Origin of the sequence: Streptomyces sp. NPDC020884 (assembly GCF_044333935.1) — a bacterium.
GTDB lineage: Bacteria > Actinomycetota > Actinomycetes > Streptomycetales > Streptomycetaceae > Streptomyces.
On sequence record NZ_JBIRRY010000003.1, the window covers coordinates 1 to 19763 of the forward strand.

2 protein-coding genes are annotated in these 19763 nt (G+C 68.7%); both read right to left on the reverse strand.

The features are described from left to right. On the reverse strand, positions 1-8734 hold an 8734-nt coding region (locus ACH4UK_RS10915; RefSeq protein WP_398355732.1), incomplete at its 3' end, for an SDR family NAD(P)-dependent oxidoreductase. Between the two features lie 32 nt (positions 8735-8766). After that, positions 8767-19440 (reverse strand): SDR family NAD(P)-dependent oxidoreductase, encoded by a 10674-nt coding sequence (locus ACH4UK_RS10920; protein WP_398355733.1) that lies wholly within the window; start codon positions 19438-19440, stop codon positions 8767-8769. Positions 19441-19763 lie beyond the last annotated feature (323 nt).

Below are 19763 nucleotides of genomic sequence, written 5' to 3' on the forward strand. Positions count from 1 at the left end.
CCGACGACTCCTCCGCCGATTCCTCCACGCTCTGCCGGGCCAACGCCGTCAACACGGCGTCGGGGCCGAGCTCCAGGAACCGGGTCACGCCCTCCTCGCGGAGTGCCCGCACGCCATCGGTGAAACGCACCGCGCTACGGACGTGATCGACCCAGTAGGAGGGATCGGTGAGTTCGATGGAGACGGGCTTGCCGGACGCGTTGGAAACGACCGGGATACGCGGCTCGCTGAACGACAACCCCTCAGCCACAGAACGGAATTCGGCGAGCATGGGACCCATGCGCGGCGAGTGGAACGCATGGCTCACCCGGAGGCGAGTCGTCTTGCGGTCCTGCCACTGGGGGAGCCACTCGTCCAGTGCGTCCAGATCACCCGACACCACCACCGACCGCGGACCATTGAGGGCGGCAATCTCCAGACGGCCCTCGAACCCGGTCAGAGACGCGATGACTTCTTCCTCGGTGGCCTGGACGGCCGCCATTCCACCGCCGGCCGGCAGCGCACCCATCAGCCGACCACGCGCCACCACCAGCGCGCAGGCATCGGCCAGGGACAGCACCCCGGCGACGTGGGCCGCGACCAGTTCACCGACCGAATGCCCGATCAGGTAATCCGGGCGTATACCGAGGGATTCCACCAGGCGGAACAGCGCCACCTCGACCGCGAACAGCGCAGCCTGCGTGAACTCCGTCGCATTCAGGAGGTCGGCATCGGCCGAACCCTCCTCCGCCGCGAGCAGCCCATGCAGCGAACGGCCCAGCAGCGGATCCAGCTCCGCGCACACCTCGCTGAGCGCCTGTGCGAACACCGGGTAGGACGCGGCAAGTTCGATGCCCATTCCGGCACGCTGCGCACCCTGTCCGGTGAACAGGAACGCCGTACGACCAGTCCCGGCACGGCCCTCCACCACCCCAGCAGCCGGCACACCATCAGCCAGAGCTGCCAGCCCCGCCAGCAACTGCTCACGGTCCGAGGCCACCACAGCGGCCCGCTCCTCCAACTGCGCCCGCGTCAGCACCGACGACAGACCCACATCAGCCAGACCCAGACCCGGGGACGCCAGCAGGTGATCCCGCAGACGACCCGCCTGCGCCCTCAGCGCCACCTCACTCTTGCCCGACAGCACCACCGCAGAAGGCCGCTCCGGCACCGACACCTCGACAACAGGCTGCGCCGGGGCCTCCGGCGCCTCCTCCAGGATCACGTGCGCGTTCGTCCCGCTGATCCCGAACGACGACACACCTGCGCGTCGGGGGCGGGAGGAGGCGGGCCAGTCCTCGGCCTCTGTCAGGAGGCGGACCTCTCCGGACTCCCAGTCGATCTGCGGCGAGGGCTCATCCACGTTCAGCGTGGCCGGGAGCTTCCCGTGCTGCATCGCCATGACCATCTTGATCACACCCGCAACACCCGCAGCGGCAGAACTGTGACCGATATTCGACTTGATCGAACCCAGCCGCAACGGACCGTCCGCCCGCTCTTGACCGTACGTCGCCAGCAACGCCTGCGCCTCGATCGGGTCACCCAACCGCGTACCGGTCCCATGCCCCTCAACGGCGTCCACCTCAGCCGCAGAGACACCCGCATTCGCCAGAGCCTGACGAATCACCCGCTCCTGCGACGGACCATTCGGAGCCGTCAGACCGTTACTCGCACCATCCTGATTGACCGCACTGCCACGAATGACACCCAGCACACGGTGCCCAAGACGCCGCGCGTCCGACAACCGCTCCACAACCAGCAGACCCAGCCCGTCCGAGAACCCCGTCCCGTCCGCACCCGCCGCATACGACTTGCACCGACCATCCGGAGCAAGACCACGCTGACGACTGAACTCCGTCAACAAGAACGGACCCGCCATCACCGTCACACCACCGACAAGCGCCATCGAGCACTCACCCGACCGCAACGCCTGCGACGCCATATGCATCGCCACCAACGACGACGAACACGCCGTGTCCACCGACACCGCCGGACCCTCAAGACCGAGGCTGTAGGCCACCCGGCCCGACACCACACTCGACGTCGTACCCGTCAGCCGGAAACCCTCCAGCTCCGGCGGCATCACACCGCCGTAATCCGACGTCACCACACCACAGAACACACCCGTGTCAGACCCACGCAGCGAGGTCGGGTCGATGCCCGCGTCCTCGACGGCCTCCCAGGCCGCCTCCAACATCAACCGCTGCTGCGGATCGATCGCCAACGCCTCACGCGGACTGATCCCGAAGAACCCCGCATCGAAATCGGCCACGCCCTCAACAAAGCCGCCGCCACTGGCGTAGACGCTGCGCACCTGCTCGGGGTCGGGGTTGTAGAGACGCTCGACGTCCCAGCCACGGTCGTCGGGAAGCGGCGACACCGCGTCCCGGCCCTGGGAGACCAGCTCCCACAGCTCGGCAGGCGAGGACACCCCACCCGGATACCGGCAGCTCATCCCCACGATCGCCAACGGCTCATCGGCCCCGGACGACGCCCGCTTCGCCCGCACCACCGGCCTCTTCTCCGCAACAACATCCCCACCGACCTCAGCCAGCAGAAAACGCGCCACAGCCACAGGCGACGGGTGGTCGAAGACCAACGTGGACGGCAGCCGTACGCCGCTGGCCTGCGTCAGCCGGTTGCGCAGTTCGACTGCGGCGAGGGAGTCGAAGCCCAGCTCCTTGAAGGCACGGTCCGGCACGATCGCGGCAGACGTGGCATGACCGAGGACCGCGGCCACCTGGGCCTGGACCAGGTCCAGAACCACCCGCTCACGATCGGACTCCGACACACCCACCAGACGCTGGGCCAGCGAACCGCCAGTGCTCTCCGCACGGCGGGCGGGCATCCGCACCAACCCGCTCAGCAGCGCCGGAAGCATCCCCGAGCGCGCCTGCGCACGCAACGCACCCTGCTCCAACAACACCGGAACGACCAGTGAGGCGTCCTGCCCCTGAGCCCGGTCGAACAACTCCAGACCAAGCCCGTTCGGCAACGCACCAATACCCATCCGAGCCCACCGGGCCACACTGCCCTCATCCAGGCTCCCGGCCATACTCCGCTCCTCGGCCCACAGCCCCCACGCAAGGGAAGTAGCCGGCAGACCCTGCGACCTACGATGAGCAGCCAGAGCGTCGAGGACCGCGTTGGCGGCGGCGTAGTTGCCCTGACCGGGGCTGCCCACGAGGGCGGCGACGGAGGAGAAGAGCACGAACGCCGACAGGTCCATCCCTGCTGTCAGCTCGTGCAGGTGCAGCGCCGCATCCACCTTCGGACGCATCACCCGTTCCACCTGCTCGGCGGTCAGCGACTCCAGGACACTGTCATCCACCACACCCGCCGCATGAATCACAGCAGTCAGCGGCGCATCCAACGAGGAGAGCAGTGAAGCCAGTTGACTGCGATCCGACACGTCGCAGGCCACTGCGCGTGCCGTGCAACCCGTCGCTGCCAACTCCTCTACGAGGTCGGCGACGCCGTCCGCCGCAGGACCACGCCGACTGACCAGGAGCAAGTTCCGCACACCATGCTGCTCGGCCAGGTGCCGGGCGAACAGCGCACCCAGACCACCCGTACCCCCCGTGATCAGCACCGTCCCGTCCACATCCAGGGGACGCGGAACCGTCAGGACAACCTTGCCCGTGTTCCGGCCCTCCCGCAGGAACCGGAAAGCCTCCGCACCACGCCGCACATCCCACGCCCGAATCGGCGCATGACGCAGCACGCCCTGCTCGAACAGTCCCACAATCTCCAGCAGCATTTCCTGAACCCGGTCAGGACCCGCTTCGAACAAGTCATACGAGGAATACCGCACCCCAGGATGGCTCGACGCCACAACCTCCGGGTCGCGGATATCGGCCTTGCCCATCTCGATGAACCGGCCACCCCGCGGCAACAGATCCAACGACGCATCCACGAACTCACCCGCGAGAGCATCGAGAACCACATCAACACCCTCACCACCCGTCACCCCCAGGAACCGGTCCCGGAACGACAGATCACGCGAAGACGCAATACGCTCCCCATCCACTCCCAGCCCACGCACCGCATCCCACTTCGGCGCACTCGCCGTAGCAAAAACCTCAGCCCCGAAATGCCGGCCCAACTGCACCGCAGCCATACCCACACCACCAGCAGCCGCATGAACCAACAAACGCTCACCCGACCGCAGACCCGCCAGATCCACCAACCCGTAAAACGCCGTCAAATACACCACCGGAACCGAAGCAGCCTCAACGAACGAGAACCCCTCCGGCATCCGCACCACCATCCGCCGATCCGCCACCGCAACCGGCCCGAACGAATCCAGCACCAGGCCCATCACACAATCACCCGGAACCAGATCCACCACCCCCGAACCAACCTCCAGCACCACACCCGCCGCCTCACTGCCCAACGGCGCGTCCCCCGGATACAGCCCCAACGCAATCAGCACATCCCGGAAATTCAGACCCGCAGCCCGAACCCCCAAACGCACCTCCCCCACACCAAGCGGCCGCCCCCCACCCGAAGCAACCACCCCCAACCCCTCCAACGACCCCTTCCGCTCCACACCCAGACGCCACGACCCACCAGGCCCGACACCCGCACCCACACGCCCCAACCGAGGCACCACACAGACACCATCACGCACCGCCACCTGCGGCTCCCCCACCGCAAGCACCACACCCCAATCCGGAACCTCACCCACCACATCAACCAAACCAAACCGACCCGGATGCTCCGACTGAGCACTCCGAACCAAACCCCACACCGGCGCCAACGCCAGATCCGGAGACTCCTCACCCACCGCCACACCCAGACGCGTCACGATGACGAGCCGCGCGTCGGCAAGAGGCTCGCTACCGACCCAGCGCTGCAACAACTCCAACGTCCTCGCCGTGACCTCCCGGGCTGCCGCGGCGCTCTCCCTGTCCACCGCGTCGACCTCGGCCTCGACCAGCACCACCTCGGGCACCGCCGCACCCGCGGCGACGGCCGCCTCCAGCTCCGCCACACCCGCGAACCGATCGCCCGGAGCCACCAGTTCACCCAGCACCACGACCCGGTCCGCCGAACCACCCCGCGAACCATCGGCCTCCGGCAGCACGACCCACTCCACCTGGAACAAGGAGTCGCCATCGGTTCCCTGGGCACCGGCAAGGCGGGCCGGGTCCACCGACCGCAGTACGAGCTTGTTCACGCTGACGACGGGTTCGCCCTGCTCACCGACGACGTCGATCCGCAGCCCGGCCTCGGCCGTCCCCGCGATCCTGACCCGCACCTGTGAAGCCTCGCCGCCCTGGCCCAGCCGGACGCCGGACCAGGAGAACGGCAGGTCCGCCGGGGACCCCGCGTCCTTCTCCAGCAACCCCCCGTGCAGCACCGCGTCGAACAGCGCCGGATGGATGCCGAAACCCTCACCGCCGGCGCCGTCGGACAGCCCCACCTCGGCGTACACGTCATCGCCGACGCGCCAGGCTGCCCGCAGCCCCTGGAACAACGGGCCGTACTCGTAACCCACTTCGGCCAGACGCTCGTACAGCGAATCGACCGCGACGGGCTCCGCCCCCACCGGAGGCCACTCCGTCCCGAAGTCCGGCACCGACGGCTCCGCCGCCGTCTCCTGAACGACCGTGCCGCGACCGTGGCACGTGGCCTCGCGCTGTTCGCCTTCCCGGCCCTTCTCCGAGCGGGAGTAGACGGCGACCGTACGGCGACCGTCCTCGTCGGGTTCCCCGACAGCGACCTGAAGCTGAACGGGCACGTCTCCGTCCAGGACCAACGGCGCTTCGAGCACCAGCTCTTCGAGGACCGGCGCCCCAACGTGGCGACCGGCCGCCATGGCCAGCTCCACCAGCGCCGTCCCCGGCACGATCACCGTGCCGAGTACGACGTGGTCCTGTGTCCAGGGCGCCGTCTCCGCGGAGAGAAGCCCGGTGAGCAGCCATTCGTCGCGGTCGCCGAGGGCTACTGCCGCACTCAGCAGCGGGTGGTCCAGCCGATCCAGACCGGTCGCCGCGGCACCGCTCTCGCCCGCACTCGGAGCGAGCCAGTAGCGTTCGCGCTGGAAGGCGTACGTGGGCAGGGGTACGCGTCGCGCTTCGGTTCCGGCGTAGAACGCCTCCCAGTCGATCTCCACACCCGCGACATGCGCCTGCGCGAGGAACGCGGCAAAGGTCTCCGCCTCGGCCTTCCCCGCCCGCAGCGCGGGCACGGCCACCGCGGAATCCGTGTCCACCGTCTGCCGGGCCAACGCGGTCAGTACGGCGTCGGGGCCCAGCTCCAGGAACCGGGTCACACCCTCGCGCTCAAGCAAGCGCACACCATCGGTGAACCGCACAGCCCGCCGGACGTGATCCACCCAGTAGGAAGGATCGGTCAGCTCCGAAGAGACCACCGTGCCCGTCACATTCGAGATCACCGGGATACGCGGCGCGCTGTACGTGAGAGTCGCGGCGATCTTCCTGAACTCGGCGAGCATGGGCTCCATGCGCGGCGAGTGGAACGCGTGGCTCACCCGGAGGCGAGTCGTCTTACGGTCCTTCCACTGCGGCAACCACTCGTCCAGCGCGTCCAGATCACCCGACACCACCACCGACCGCGGACCATTGAGCGCCGCGATCTCCAGACGGCCCTCAAACCCGGCCAGAGACCCCGCAACCTCTTCCTCGGTCGCCTGGACAGCCGCCATTCCGCCACCGGCCGGCAGCGCACCCATCAGTCGACCACGCGCCACCACCAGCGCGCACGCATCCGCCAGGGACAACACCCCAGCCACATGCGCCGCCACGAGCTCGCCGACCGAATGCCCGATCAGATAATCCGGGCGCATGCCCAGAGACTCCACCAGCCGGAACAACGCCACCTCGACCGCAAACAGCGCAGCCTGCGTGAACTCCGTCGCATTCAGACGATCGGCATCAGCCGAACCCTCCTCCGCCACCAACAACCCATGCAGCGAACGACCCAGCAACGGATCCAGCCCTGCACACACCTCACTCAGCGCCTGCGCGAACACCGGGTACGACGCGGCAAGTTCAACGCCCATTCCGGCACGCTGCGCACCCTGCCCCGTAAACAGGAACGCCGTACGCCCAGACCCAGCACGACCCTCCACCACCCCAGCAGCCGGCACACCATCAGCCAGAGCCGCCAGCCCCGCCAGCAACTGCTCACGGTCCGAGGCCACTACAGCGGCCCGCTCCTCCAACTGCGCCCGCGTCAAAGCTGACGACAGACCCACATCAGCCAGACCCAGACCCAGTCCCGGGGACGCCAGCAGGTGATCCCGCAGACGACCCGCCTGCGCCCGCAGCGCCACCCCGCTCTTCCCCGACAGCACCACCGGCAGCACCGGTGCCACCGGCACAGGAGCCTCAGCGTCCGGCTCCGCCGAAACCTCCGGCGCCTCTTCCAGAATCAGGTGCGCGTTCGTCCCACTGATTCCGAAGGACGACACTGCCGCGCGTCGGGGACGGGAAGAGGCGGGCCAGTCCTCGGCCTCTGTCAGGAGGCGGACCTCTCCGGACTCCCAGTCGATCTGCGGCGACGGCTCATCCACATTCAGCGTGGCCGGGAGCTTGTCGTTGCGCATCGCCATGACCATCTTGATCACACCCGCGACACCCGCAGCCGCCGACGTATGACCGATGTTCGACTTGATCGAACCCAGCCGCAACGGACCGTCCACGCGCTCCTGACCGTACGTCGCAAGCAACGCCTGAGCCTCGATCGGGTCACCCAACCGGGTCCCGGTCCCGTGCCCCTCGACGGCGTCCACCTCAGCAGCCGTCAGACCCGCGTTCGCCAGCGCCTGACGAATCACCCGCTCCTGCGACGGACCGTTCGGAGCCGTCAGACCATTACTCGCACCATCCTGATTGACCGCACTGCCACGAATGACACCCAGCACACGGTGCCCAAGACGCCGCGCGTCCGACAACCGCTCCAGCACCAACAGACCCAGCCCGTCCGAGAACCCCGTCCCGTCCGCACCCGCCGCATACGACTTGCACCGACCATCGGAGGCGAGCCCACGCTGACGACTGAACTCGGTCAGCAGGAAGGGACTCGCCATCACCGTCACACCACCGGCCAGGGCCATGGAGCATTCACCGGACCGCAGGGCCTGGGTGGCGAGGTGCAGAGCGACCAGTGACGACGAGCATGCGGTGTCGACCGTGACGGCGGGACCTTCAAGCCCCAGCGTGTAGGCGACACGCCCGGAGAGGACGCTGGTCGTGGTGCCCGTGAGCCGGAAGCCCTCGAGCTCCGGGGGCATACGACCCCCGTAGTCGGCGGTCAGGGCACCGCAGAAGACACCGGTGTCGCTGCCGCGCAGAGATGTGGGGTCGATGCCCGCATGCTCGACGGCCTCCCAGGCCGCCTCGAGCATCAACCGCTGCTGCGGATCGATCGCCAACGCCTCACGCGGACTGATCCCGAAGAACCCCGCATCGAAGTCGGCCACTCCCTCGACGAAGCCGCCGCCGCTGGAGTAGACGCTGCGCACCTGCTCGGGGTCGGGGTTGTAGAGACGCTCGACGTCCCAGCCACGGTCGTCGGGAAGCGGCGACACGGCGTCCCGCCCCTGCTCCACCAGCTCCCACAGCTCGGCAGGCGAGGACACCCCACCCGGATACCGGCAGCTCATCCCCACGATCGCGAGGGGCTCAAGATCGCGCTGCTCCAGCTCGCGCACGCGACGGTTCGCCGTGCGCAGCTCCCCCGTAACCTTCTTCAGATACAGGCGGAGCTTGTGCTCGTCCGTCATCGAGCTGCTCCGCTGGTCCTCTGCACCCTGGGTCACGATCCGAGCTCCTTGTCGATCAACTCAAACATCTCTTCGTCCGACACCCCGTCGAGGAAGGCATCGGGGTCTTCGTCCACGGCGTCGATATGGCCCGCAGGTCCGCCGAGCACAGACCACAGCCGGTTGCTGAAGGCGCGCAGTCGTGGCTCGTACGTGGCGAGTTGCTCCTCGTCGCCCGCCACCTGGACCAGCAGCGCCTCGATCTTCTGCAGCTCTTCCTCAAGCGGTGAGGGGCGCTTCTCGTCTGCTCCGCCGACCTCCGCCAGGAGGAAGGCCGCGACCCCGTCCGGGGTCGGGTGGTCGAAGACCAGCGTCGAGGGCAGTCGCACCCCACTGGCCTGCGTCAGCCGGTTGCGCAGTTCGACTGCGGCGAGGGAGTCGAAGCCCAGCTCCTTGAACGCCCGGTCCGGCACGATCGCGGCAGACGTGGCATGACCGAGGACCGCGGCCACCTGGGCCTGGACCAGGTCCAGAACCACCCGCTCACGATCGGACTCCGACACACCCACCAGACGCTGGGCCAGCGAACCGCCAGTGCTCTCCGCACGGCGGGCGGGCATCCGCACCAACCCGCTCAGCAGCGCCGCGAGCATCCCCGAGCGCGCCTGCGCACGCAACGCACCCTGCTCCAACAACACCGGCACGACCAGCGAGGCGTCCTGCCCCTGAGCCCGGTCGAACAACTCCAGACCAAGCCCGTTCGGCAACGCACCAATACCCATCCGAGCCCACCGGGCCACACTGCCCTCATCCAGGCTCCCGGCCATACTCCGCTCCTCGGCCCACAGCCCCCACGCAAGGGAAGTAGCCGGCAGACCCTGCGACCTACGATGAGCAGCCAGAGCATCAAGAACCGCGTTCGCCGCCGCGTAGTTGCCCTGACCAGGACTCCCGATCAGCGCCGCCACCGACGAGAACAGCACGAACGCCGAGAGGTCCATCCCCGCCGTCAGCTCATGCAGATGCAGCGCCGCATCCACCTTCGGACGCATCACCCGCTCCACCTGCTCAGCGGTCAACGACTCCAGAACACCGTCATCCACCACACCCGCCGCATGAATCACAGCAGTCAGCGGCACATCCAACGAGGAGAGCAGCGCAGCCAGTTGGTCGCGTGAGGAGACATCACACGCCGCCACCCGCACCTGACAGCCGACCGCTTCAAGCCCGGCGACCAGTTCGGCGACGCCGTCCGCCGCGGGGCCTCGCCGGCTGACCAGGAGCAAGTTCCGTATGCCGTGGTGCTCGGCCAGGTGTCGGGCGAAGAGCGCGCCCAGACCACCCGTGCCACCCGTGATCAGCACCGTTCCATCCACGTCGAGCGGACGCGGAACCGTCAGGACAACCTTGCCCGTATTACGGCCCTCCCGCAGGAACCGGAAAGCCTCCACACCCCGCCGCACATCCCACGCCCGAATCGGCGCATGACGCAACACGCCCTGCTCGAACAGGCCAACAATCTCCAGCAGCATTTCCTGAACCCGGTCAGGACCCGCCTCGAAGAGATCGAAAGCGCGATAACGGACCCCAGCACGTTCCCGCGCCACCTCTTCAGGGTCGCGGATATCGGCCTTGCCCATCTCGATGAACCGGCCACCCCGCGGCAGCAGATCCAACGACGCATCCACGAACTCACCCGCGAGAGCATCGAGAACCACATCAACACCCTCACCACCCGTCACCCCCAGGAACCGGTCCCGGAACGACAGATCACGCGAAGACGCAATACGCTCCCCGTCCACCCCCAACCCACGCACCGCATCCCACTTCGGCGCACTCGCCGTAGCGAAAACCTCAGCCCCGAAATGCCGGCCCAACTGCACCGCAGCCATACCCACACCACCAGCAGCCGCATGAACCAACAAACGCTCACCCGACCGCAGACCCGCCAGATCCACCAACCCGTAGAACGCCGTCAAATACACCACCGGAACCGAAGCAGCCTCAACAAACGAGAACCCCTCCGGCATCCGCACCACCATCCGCCGATCCGCCACCGCAACCGGCCCGAACGAATCCAGCACCAGGCCCATCACACAATCACCCGGAACCAGATCCACCACCCCCGAACCAACCTCCAACACCACACCCGCCGCCTCACTGCCCAACGGCGCGTCCCCCGGATACAACCCCAACGCAATCAGCACATCCCGGAAATTCAGACCCGCAGCCCGAACCCCCAAACGCACCTCCCCCACACCAAGCGGCCGCCCCCCACCCGAAGCAACCACCCCCAACCCCTCCAACGACCCCTTCCGCTCCACACCCAGACGCCACGACCCACCAGGCCCCACACCCGCACCCACACGCCCCAACCGAGGCACCACACAGACACCACCACGCACCGCCACCTGCGGCTCCCCCACCGCAAGCACCACACCCCAGTCCGGAACCCCACCCACCACATCAACCAAACCAAACCGACCCGGATGCTCCGACTGAGCACTCCGAACCAAACCCCACACCGGCGCCAACGCCAGATCCGGAGACTCCTCACCCACCGCCACACCCCGACGCGTCACCATCACAAGCCGCGCATCAGCAAGAGGCTCGCTACCGACCCACCGCTGCAACAACTCCAACGTCCTCGCCGTGACCTCCCGGGCCACCGCGGCGCTCTCCCTGCCCACCGCGTCGACCTCGGCCTCGACCTCGACCAACACCACATCCGGCACCGCCGCACCCGCAACGACCGCCGCCTCCAACTCCCCCACACCCGCGAACCGGTCACCCGGAGCCACCAGATCACCCAGCACCACGACCCGGTCCGCCGAACCACCCCGCGAACCATCGGCCTCCGGCAACACCACCCACTCCACCTGGAACAAGGAGTCGCCACCGGTCTGCTGAGCCCCCGCGAGACGCGCGGTATCCACCGGGCGGAAGGCGAGCCTCTCCACGCTCGCGACGGGCTCGCCCTGCTCACCCACCATGTCGATCCGCAGGGCCGACTCGTCCACCGTGCTGATGCGCACCCGCACCCGGGTCGAACCGGTGCGGTCCACCCGTACACCGGCCCAGGAGAACGGCAGGCTGGCGGACGATGCGTCGCCCTGGTCCAGCCGGCCGAGACCACCGTGGAGCGTGGCGTCGAAGAGGGCCGGATGCAGGCCGAAGCCGCCCGCCGTCCCGGCGTGCTCATCGGCCAGGGCCACCTCGGCGTAGACGTGTTCGCCGACGCGCCAGGCAGCCCGCACGCCCTGGAAGGCCGGGCCGTAGTCGTATCCGGAGTCCGCCAGCTCTGCGTAGAGCGCATCGACCTCGATCGGCTCGGCGCCCGTAGGCGGCCAGTGGGCGGGGAACTCCGCGTCCGGAGCGTCCTCGGCCGGCACCACCGTGCCCCGCCCGTGGCAGACCGCGTCCGCCTCCGCATCGCCTGCGGCCTCGGGCCGGGAGTAGACGGCGACCGCGCGGCGGCCCTCGTCGTCCGCGTCTCCCACGGTGACCTGGAGCTGGACCGATGCCTTCTCGTCCAGGATCAGCGGGGCTTCGAGTACGAGTTCCTCAAGGACCGGTGCCCCCGCGTGGCGACCGGCCGCCATGGCCAGCTCCACCAGCGCCGTACCGGGCACCAGTACCGTGCCCAGCACGGCGTGATCCTTCACCCACGGCGCGGTCTCCCTGGACAACCGCCCGGTGAACACCCACTCGTCGCGGTCTCCCACCGCAACCGCCGCACTCAGCAGCGGATGCTCCAACTGCCCCAGTCCCGCGGCGGCCAGGTCCCCGGCGCTACGGCCGGGCGTGAGCCAGTAGCGCTCGCGCTGGAAGGCATACGTGGGCAGTTCGACCTTCTGCGCGCCGGTTCCGGCGTAGAACGCCGCCCAGTCGATCCCCACACCCGCGACATGCGCCTGAGCGAGGAACGCGGCAAAGGTCTCCGCCTCGGCCTTCCCCGCCCGCAGCGCCGAAGCGAACACGGCGGAATCCTCGTCCGAGGTCTGCCGGGCCAACGCGGTCAACACCGCATCCGGCCCCAGCTCCAGGAACCGCGTCACACCCTCACGTTCGAGCATGCGCACGCCGTCGGTGAAACGGACCGCGCAGCGGACATGGTCCACCCAGTAGCCGGGGTCGGTGAGTTCCATGGAGACGGGCTTGCCGGACACGTTGGAAACGACCGGGATGCGCGGCTCGCTGAACGACAACCCCTCAGCCACGGAACGGAATTCGTCGAGCATGGGCTCCATGCGCGGTGAGTGGAACGCGTGGCTCACCCGGAGGCGAGTCGTCTTACGGTCCTGCCACTGCGGCAACCACTCGTCCAGGGCATCCAGATCACCCGACACCACCACCGACCGCGGACCATTGAGGGCGGCAATCTCCAGACGGCCCTCGAACCCGGTCAGGGACGCGATGACTTCTTCCTCGTTCGCCTGGACGGCAGCCATTCCGCCACCGGCAGGCAGCGCACCCATCAGCCGACCACGCGCTACCACCAGCGCACACGCATCCGCCAGGGACAAAACCCCAGCCACATGCGCCGCCACCAGCTCGCCGACCGAATGCCCGATCAGATAATCCGGGCGCATGCCCAGAGACTCCACCAGACGGAACAACGCCACCTCGACCGCGAACAGCGCGGCCTGCGTGAACTCCGTCGCATTCAGAAGATCGGCATCAGCCGAACCCTCCTCCGCCACCAACAACCCATGCAGCGAACGACCCAGCAACGGATCCAGCTCCGCGCACACCTCACTCAGGGCCTCCGCGAACACCGGATAGGACGCGGCGAGCTCGATGCCCATTCCGGCACGCTGCGCACCCTGTCCGGTGAACAAGAACGCCGTACGACCAGAACCAGCACGACCCTCCACCACACCAGCAGCCGGCACACCATCAGCCAGAGCTGCCAGCCCCGCCAGCAACTGCTCACGGTCCGAGGCCACCACAGCGGCCCGCTCCTCCAACTGCGCCCGCGTCAACACCGACGACAGACCCACATCAGCCAGACCCAGTCCCGGGGACGCCACCAAGTGATCCCGCAGACGACCCGCCTGCGCCCGCAGCGCCACCCCGCTCTTCCCCGACAGCACCACCGCAGAAGGCCGCTCCGGCACCGACACCTCGACAACAGGCTCCGCCGGGGCCTCCGGGGCCTCCTCCAGGATCACGTGCGCGTTCGTTCCGCTGACGCCGAAGGAGGAGACACCAGCGCGCCGGGGACGCGCAGACGCGGGCCAGTCCTCGGCTTCCGTCAGGAGGCGGACCTCTCCAGACTCCCAGTCGATGCGCGGCGACGGCTCATCCACATTCAGCGTGGCCGGGAGCTTGTCATTACGCATCGCCATGACCATCTTGATCACACCCGCGACACCCGCAGCCGCCGACGTATGACCAATGTTCGACTTGATCGAACCCAGCCGGAGCGGACCGTCCACGCGCTCCTGACCGTACGTCGCCAGCAAAGCCTGCGCCTCGATCGGGTCACCCAACCGCGTGCCCGTCCCATGCCCCTCGACGGCGTCCACCTCAGCAGCCGTCAGACCCGCATTAGCCAGAGCCTGACGAATCACCCGCTCCTGCGACGGACCATTCGGAGCCGTCAGACCATTACTCGCACCATCCTGATTAACCGCACTCCCACGCATCACACCCAGCACACGGTGCCCAAGACGCCGCGCGTCCGACAACCGCTCCAGCACCAACAGACCAAGCCCGTCCGAGAACCCCGTCCCGTCCGCACCCGCCGCATACGACTTGCACCGACCATCCGGGGCAAGACCACGCTGACGACTGAACTCCCGGAGCAGGAAGGGGCCCGACATGATCGTCACGCCACCGGCCAGGGCCATGGAGCAGTCGCCTGCGCGCAGCGCCTGGGCCGCCATATGCAGTGCGACCAGCGACGACGAGCACGCGGTGTCCACCGAGATCGCCGGACCCTCGAGCCCCAGGCTGTAGGCCACCCGGCCCGACACCACGCTCGACGTCGTACCCGTCAGCCGGAAGCCTTCCAGCTCCGGCGGCATCGCACCGTCGTAGCCCTCCATCGACATGACGCCGCAGAAGACTCCCGTCTCCGTGCCGCGCAGCGAGGTCGGGTCGATGCCCGCGTCCTCGACGGCCTCCCAGGCCGCCTCCAGCACCAACCGCTGCTGCGGATCGATCGCCAAGGCCTCACGCGGACTGATCCCGAAGAACCCCGCGTCGAAATCAGCAACGTCGTCGATGAAGCCGCCGCCCCGCGTGTACACCGTGCCGACCCGCTCCGGATCCGGGTCGTACAACCGCTCCAGGTCCCAGCCACGGTCTTCGGGAAGCCCCGACACCGCGTCCCGGCCCTGGGAGACCAGCTCCCACAACTCAGCGGGCGAGGACACCCCACCCGGATACCGGCAGCTCATCCCCACAATCGCGAGGGGCTCATCGACCCGGGACGACGCCCGGACCACCGGCCGCTTCTCCGCAGCGACATCCCCACCGACCTCAGCCAGCAGATAGCGCGCCACGGCGGCAGGCGACGGGTGGTCGAAGACCAGCGTCGAGGGCAGCCGCATGCCACTCGCCTGCGTCAGCCGGTTGCGCAGCTCGACCCCACCCAGCGAGTCGAAACCCAGCTCCTTGAACGCACGGTCGGGAGCGATCGCAGCAGACGTGGCATGACCGAGCACCGCAGCGACCTGGACCAGGACCAGGTCCAGCACCACCCGCTCACGGTCGGACTCCGGCACACCCACCAGACGCTCAGCCAGCGAACTGCCCGCCCCGGCCGACTGCTTCGGCACCCGCACCAGGCCCCGCAGCAGAGCCGGGAGCAACCCGGAACGCGCCTGCACCCGCAACGCCGCAAGATCCAGGCGCACCGGCACAACCAGAGACACGCCCACCCGCAGAGCCCGATCGAACAGCCCCAGCCCCAGCTCGGCGGAGAGGGCAGCCACACCCATCCGCTCCCACCGCGCCGGCCCCGCCTCGTTCAGGCCACCGGCCATACCGGAGGCATCCGCCCACAGACCCCACGCCAGCGATGTGGCCGGCAGACCCTGCGCCCGGCGGTGCGCCGCCAGAGCGTCGAGCGCAGAGTTCGCGGCCGCGTAGTTGCCCTGACCGGGGCTCCCGATCAGCGCCGCCACCGACGAGAACAGCACGAACGCCGACAGGTCCATCTCCGCCGTCAGCTCGTGCAGATGCAGCGCCGCATCCACCTTCGGACGCATCACCCGCTCCACCTGCTCAGCGGTCAACGACTCCAGAACACCGTCATCCACCACACCCGCCGCATGAATCACAGCAGTCAGCGGCGCATCCAATGAGGAGAGCAGCGACGCCAGTTGGTCGCGTGAGGAGACATCACACGCCGCCACCCGCACCTGGCAGCCGACGGCCTCGAGCCCGGCGACCAGGTCGGTGACCCCGGGCGCCTCGGCACCACGCCGACTTGCCAACAACAGGCGGCGCACACCGCGCTGTTCGGCCAGGTGCCGGGCGAAGAGTGCGCCCAGACCACCCGTACCGCCCGTGATCAGAACCGTCCCGTCCGGGTCGAACTCCGGAGCCTCCGCCCCAGCACCCTCAGACGCACGGACCAACCTCGGCGCCAGGCACACACCACCCCGCACCGCGAGCTGCGGCTCCTCCAGAGTGGCCAGCGCACCCCACTCCGGAACCTCACCCTCAACATCCACCAGCACGAACCGGTCCGGGTTCTCGGACTGCGCGCTGCGCACCAGACCCCACACCGGCGCCAGCGCCAGATCCGGAGACTCCTCCCCCACTGCCACGCCTTGGCGCGTCACCACCACGAGCCGCGACTCAGCGAGGGCCTCGCTCCGCACCCAGCGCTGCAGCAGCTCCAGCGTGTTCGCGGTCACCTCCCGCGCGGCCGAGGCACCGCCCCCGCCCGCCGCCGTGACGTCGACCAGCACCGCTTCCGGCACTGCGGCACCCGCGGCGACGGCCGACTCCAGCGCGTCCAGATCCGCGAACCGCTCGCCCGGCGCCGCCAACTCGCCCAGTACAGCTAGCCGTTCCACCGAACGCACCGCGTCCTGTGCAGCGACCCACGCGACGGTGAAGAGCGCGTCGGTGCCCGCCCCTGAGGCTGCCGAATCCGCGATGTCGTCAGCCGACGCAAGCCAGTAGCGTTCGCGCTGGAAGGCGTACGTGGGCAGGGGAACGCGTCGCGCGCCGGTCCCGGCGTAGAACGCCTCCCAGTCGATCCCCACACCCGCGACATGCGCCTGAGCGAGGAACGCGGCAAAGGTCTCCGCCTCTGCCCTACCCGTCCGCAGCGCCGAGACGGCCACCGCGGAATCCTCGTCCACCGTCTGCCGGACCAGCGAGGTCAACACCGCATCCGGCCCCAGCTCCAGGAACCGGGTCACACCCTCACGCTCAAGCAGGCGCACACCATCGGTGAAACGCACAGCCCGCCGGACATGATTCACCCAATAGGACGGATCGGTCAGCTCCGAAGAAACCACCGCGCCCGTCACATTCGAAACAACCGGAATGTGCGGCTCACTGAAAGACAACCCTTCAGCCACCACCCGGAACTCGTCGAGCATGGGCTCCATGCGCGGCGAGTGGAACGCATGACTCACCCGCAGACGCGTCGTCTTACGGTCCTTCCACTGCGGCAACCACTCGTCCAGCGCGTCCAGATCACCCGACACCACCACCGACCGCGGACCATTCAGCGCCGCGATCTCCAAACGGCCCTCAAACCCGGCCAGAGACCCCGCAACCTCTTCTTCAGTGGCCTGGACAGCAGCCATACCGCCACCCGCCGGCAGCGCACCCATCAACCGACCACGCGCCACCACCAGCACACACGCATCCGCCAGGGACAACACCCCAGCCACATGCGCCGCCACCAGCTCACCGACCGAATGCCCGATCAGATAATCCGGGCGCATGCCCAGAGACTCCACCAGGCGGAACAACGCCACCTCGACCGCGAACAGCGCGGCCTGCGTGAACTCCGTCGCATTGAGGAGGTCGGCATCGGCCGAACCCTCCTCCGCCACCAGCAGCCCGTGCAGCGAACGGCCCAGCAGCGGATCCAGCTCCGCGCAGACAGCCTCCAACGCCTCTGCGAACACCGGATAGGAAGCAGCGAGTTCCACACCCATCCCGGCACGCTGCGCACCCTGCCCCGTGAACAGGAACGCCGTACGCCCAGACCCAGCACGACCCTCCACCACACCAGCAGCCGGCACACCATCAGCCAGAGCCGCCAACCCCGCCAGCAACTGCTCACGATCCGAGGCCACCACCGCGGCCCGCTCCTCCAACTGCGCCCGCGTCAACACCGACGACAGACCCACATCAGCCAGACCCAGACCCAGCCCCAGAGACGTCACCAGGTGATCCCGCAGACGACCAGCCTGAGCCCGCAGCGCCGCCCTGCTCTTCCCCGACAGCACCACCGCAGAAGGCCGCTCCGGAACCGACACCTCAGCGTCCGGCTCCGCCGAAACCTCCGGGGCTCCGCTCAGCACCAGATGGCAGCACGTCCCGCCGATGCCGAACGACGACACGCCCGCCACGATCGGCCGGCCGTTCGCCGGCCAGGGCTCGTTGGCCAGGGCGACCCGCAGCCCCAGCTCGTCCAGGTCGATCCGCGGGTTGGGGCGGGTGTAGTTGAGGCTGGGAACCAGTTCGCGGTGGTCGATGCAGAGGGCCGTCTTGATCAGGCCCACGACGCCCGCTGCGCCCTCCAGGTGCCCGATGTTCGTCTTGACCGAGCCGACCACGAGCGCGTCGGCGCTGTTCGTGCGCTGGTACGCGGCGCCCAGGCCCTCCGCCTCGATCGGGTCGCCGACCGGGGTGCCGGTGCCGTGGAGTTCCACGTACTGCACCTGAGAGGAGGTGACGCCGGACCGCTCCAGGGCCTCGGTGATCGTGCGCTGCTGGGCGGAGGCGCTCGGGACGGTCAGACCGCCCTCTCCGGTGCCGGCGGCGACGGCGCTGCCTTCGATGACGGCATACACGTGGTCGCCGTCCGCGAGGGCGCGCGCGAGCGGCTTGAGCACGACCAGGCCGCCGCCCTCGCCCCGTACGTATCCGTTGGCGCGCTCGTCGAAGACGTAGCTCTTCGCGTCGGGGGACAGTGCGCCCGCGGCCTCGACGACGGCCGTGCTGAGCGGGGAGACATTGAGGTGGACGCCACCGGCGAGCGCGATCTCGGAGTCGCCGTTGCGCAGGCTCTCGCAGGCGAGGTGTACGGCGACGAGCGAGGACGACTGGCCGGTGTCGACCGTCATGCTCGGGCCCGACAGGCCCAGGGTGTGCGAGACGCGGTTCGCGACCAGGGAGCGGCCGAGGCCGGTGAGGGTGTGACGGGTGACCTCGTCGACGCCCGCCATCGCCACCAGGTCCGCGTAGTCGGCGGACATGACGCCGAGGAAGACCCCGGTCTTCGGGCCGCCGACGATGCCCGCGTCCTCCAGCCCGTGCCAGGCCAGTTCCAGCGCGAGCCGTTGCTGCGGGTCAGCCGCGGTGGCTTCGCGCGGGGACATGTTGAAGAAGTCCGCGTCGAACTCCTCGACGTCCTCGATGAATCCGCCGCGCTCGGGGCCGTGGGGCCGGTTGGTGTCGCGGTCGCGGATCGCGTCGTGCCCGTGGCGCAGGAGCTGCCAGAACTCGTCGGTCCCCGCAGCCCCCGGCGTCCGGGACGCCATCCCCACGATCGCGATCTGCTGTCGATCGGCCCCCGTCATGGCACTCCTCCGTCGTCAATGCAGTCGCAGGTCGTACTCGACGGGAGGCTAGGCCGCTGTTCCGGTCCGGATAGGGGGCTGTCCAGAAACTGCCAACCTTCGGGTAAACGCCGAGGTCGCGCCATACGAGCGCGCCGGCCGGCCGGATGCCCTTGATAGTGGGTAGTTGCTGCTGCCATGCTTCAGCCATGAGGGCTGAGCGCCGTCGTCGCGGGATCGCGGGCGTGAGCCGGCCGGCCCGCCGGCGCGGACCAGGACGAGCCGATGCGGTGTCCGGCGTTCGGTGCGCCGGTCGTCCGTGCGTGGCCCCTCGGTGTGGATTT

What these genes read in the sequence shown, in the direction of transcription:
- ACH4UK_RS10920 (WP_398355733.1), bottom strand. Translation starts at nt 19,440, where the DNA reads ATGACGGGGGCCGATCGACAGCAGATCGCGATCGTGGGGATGGCGTCC.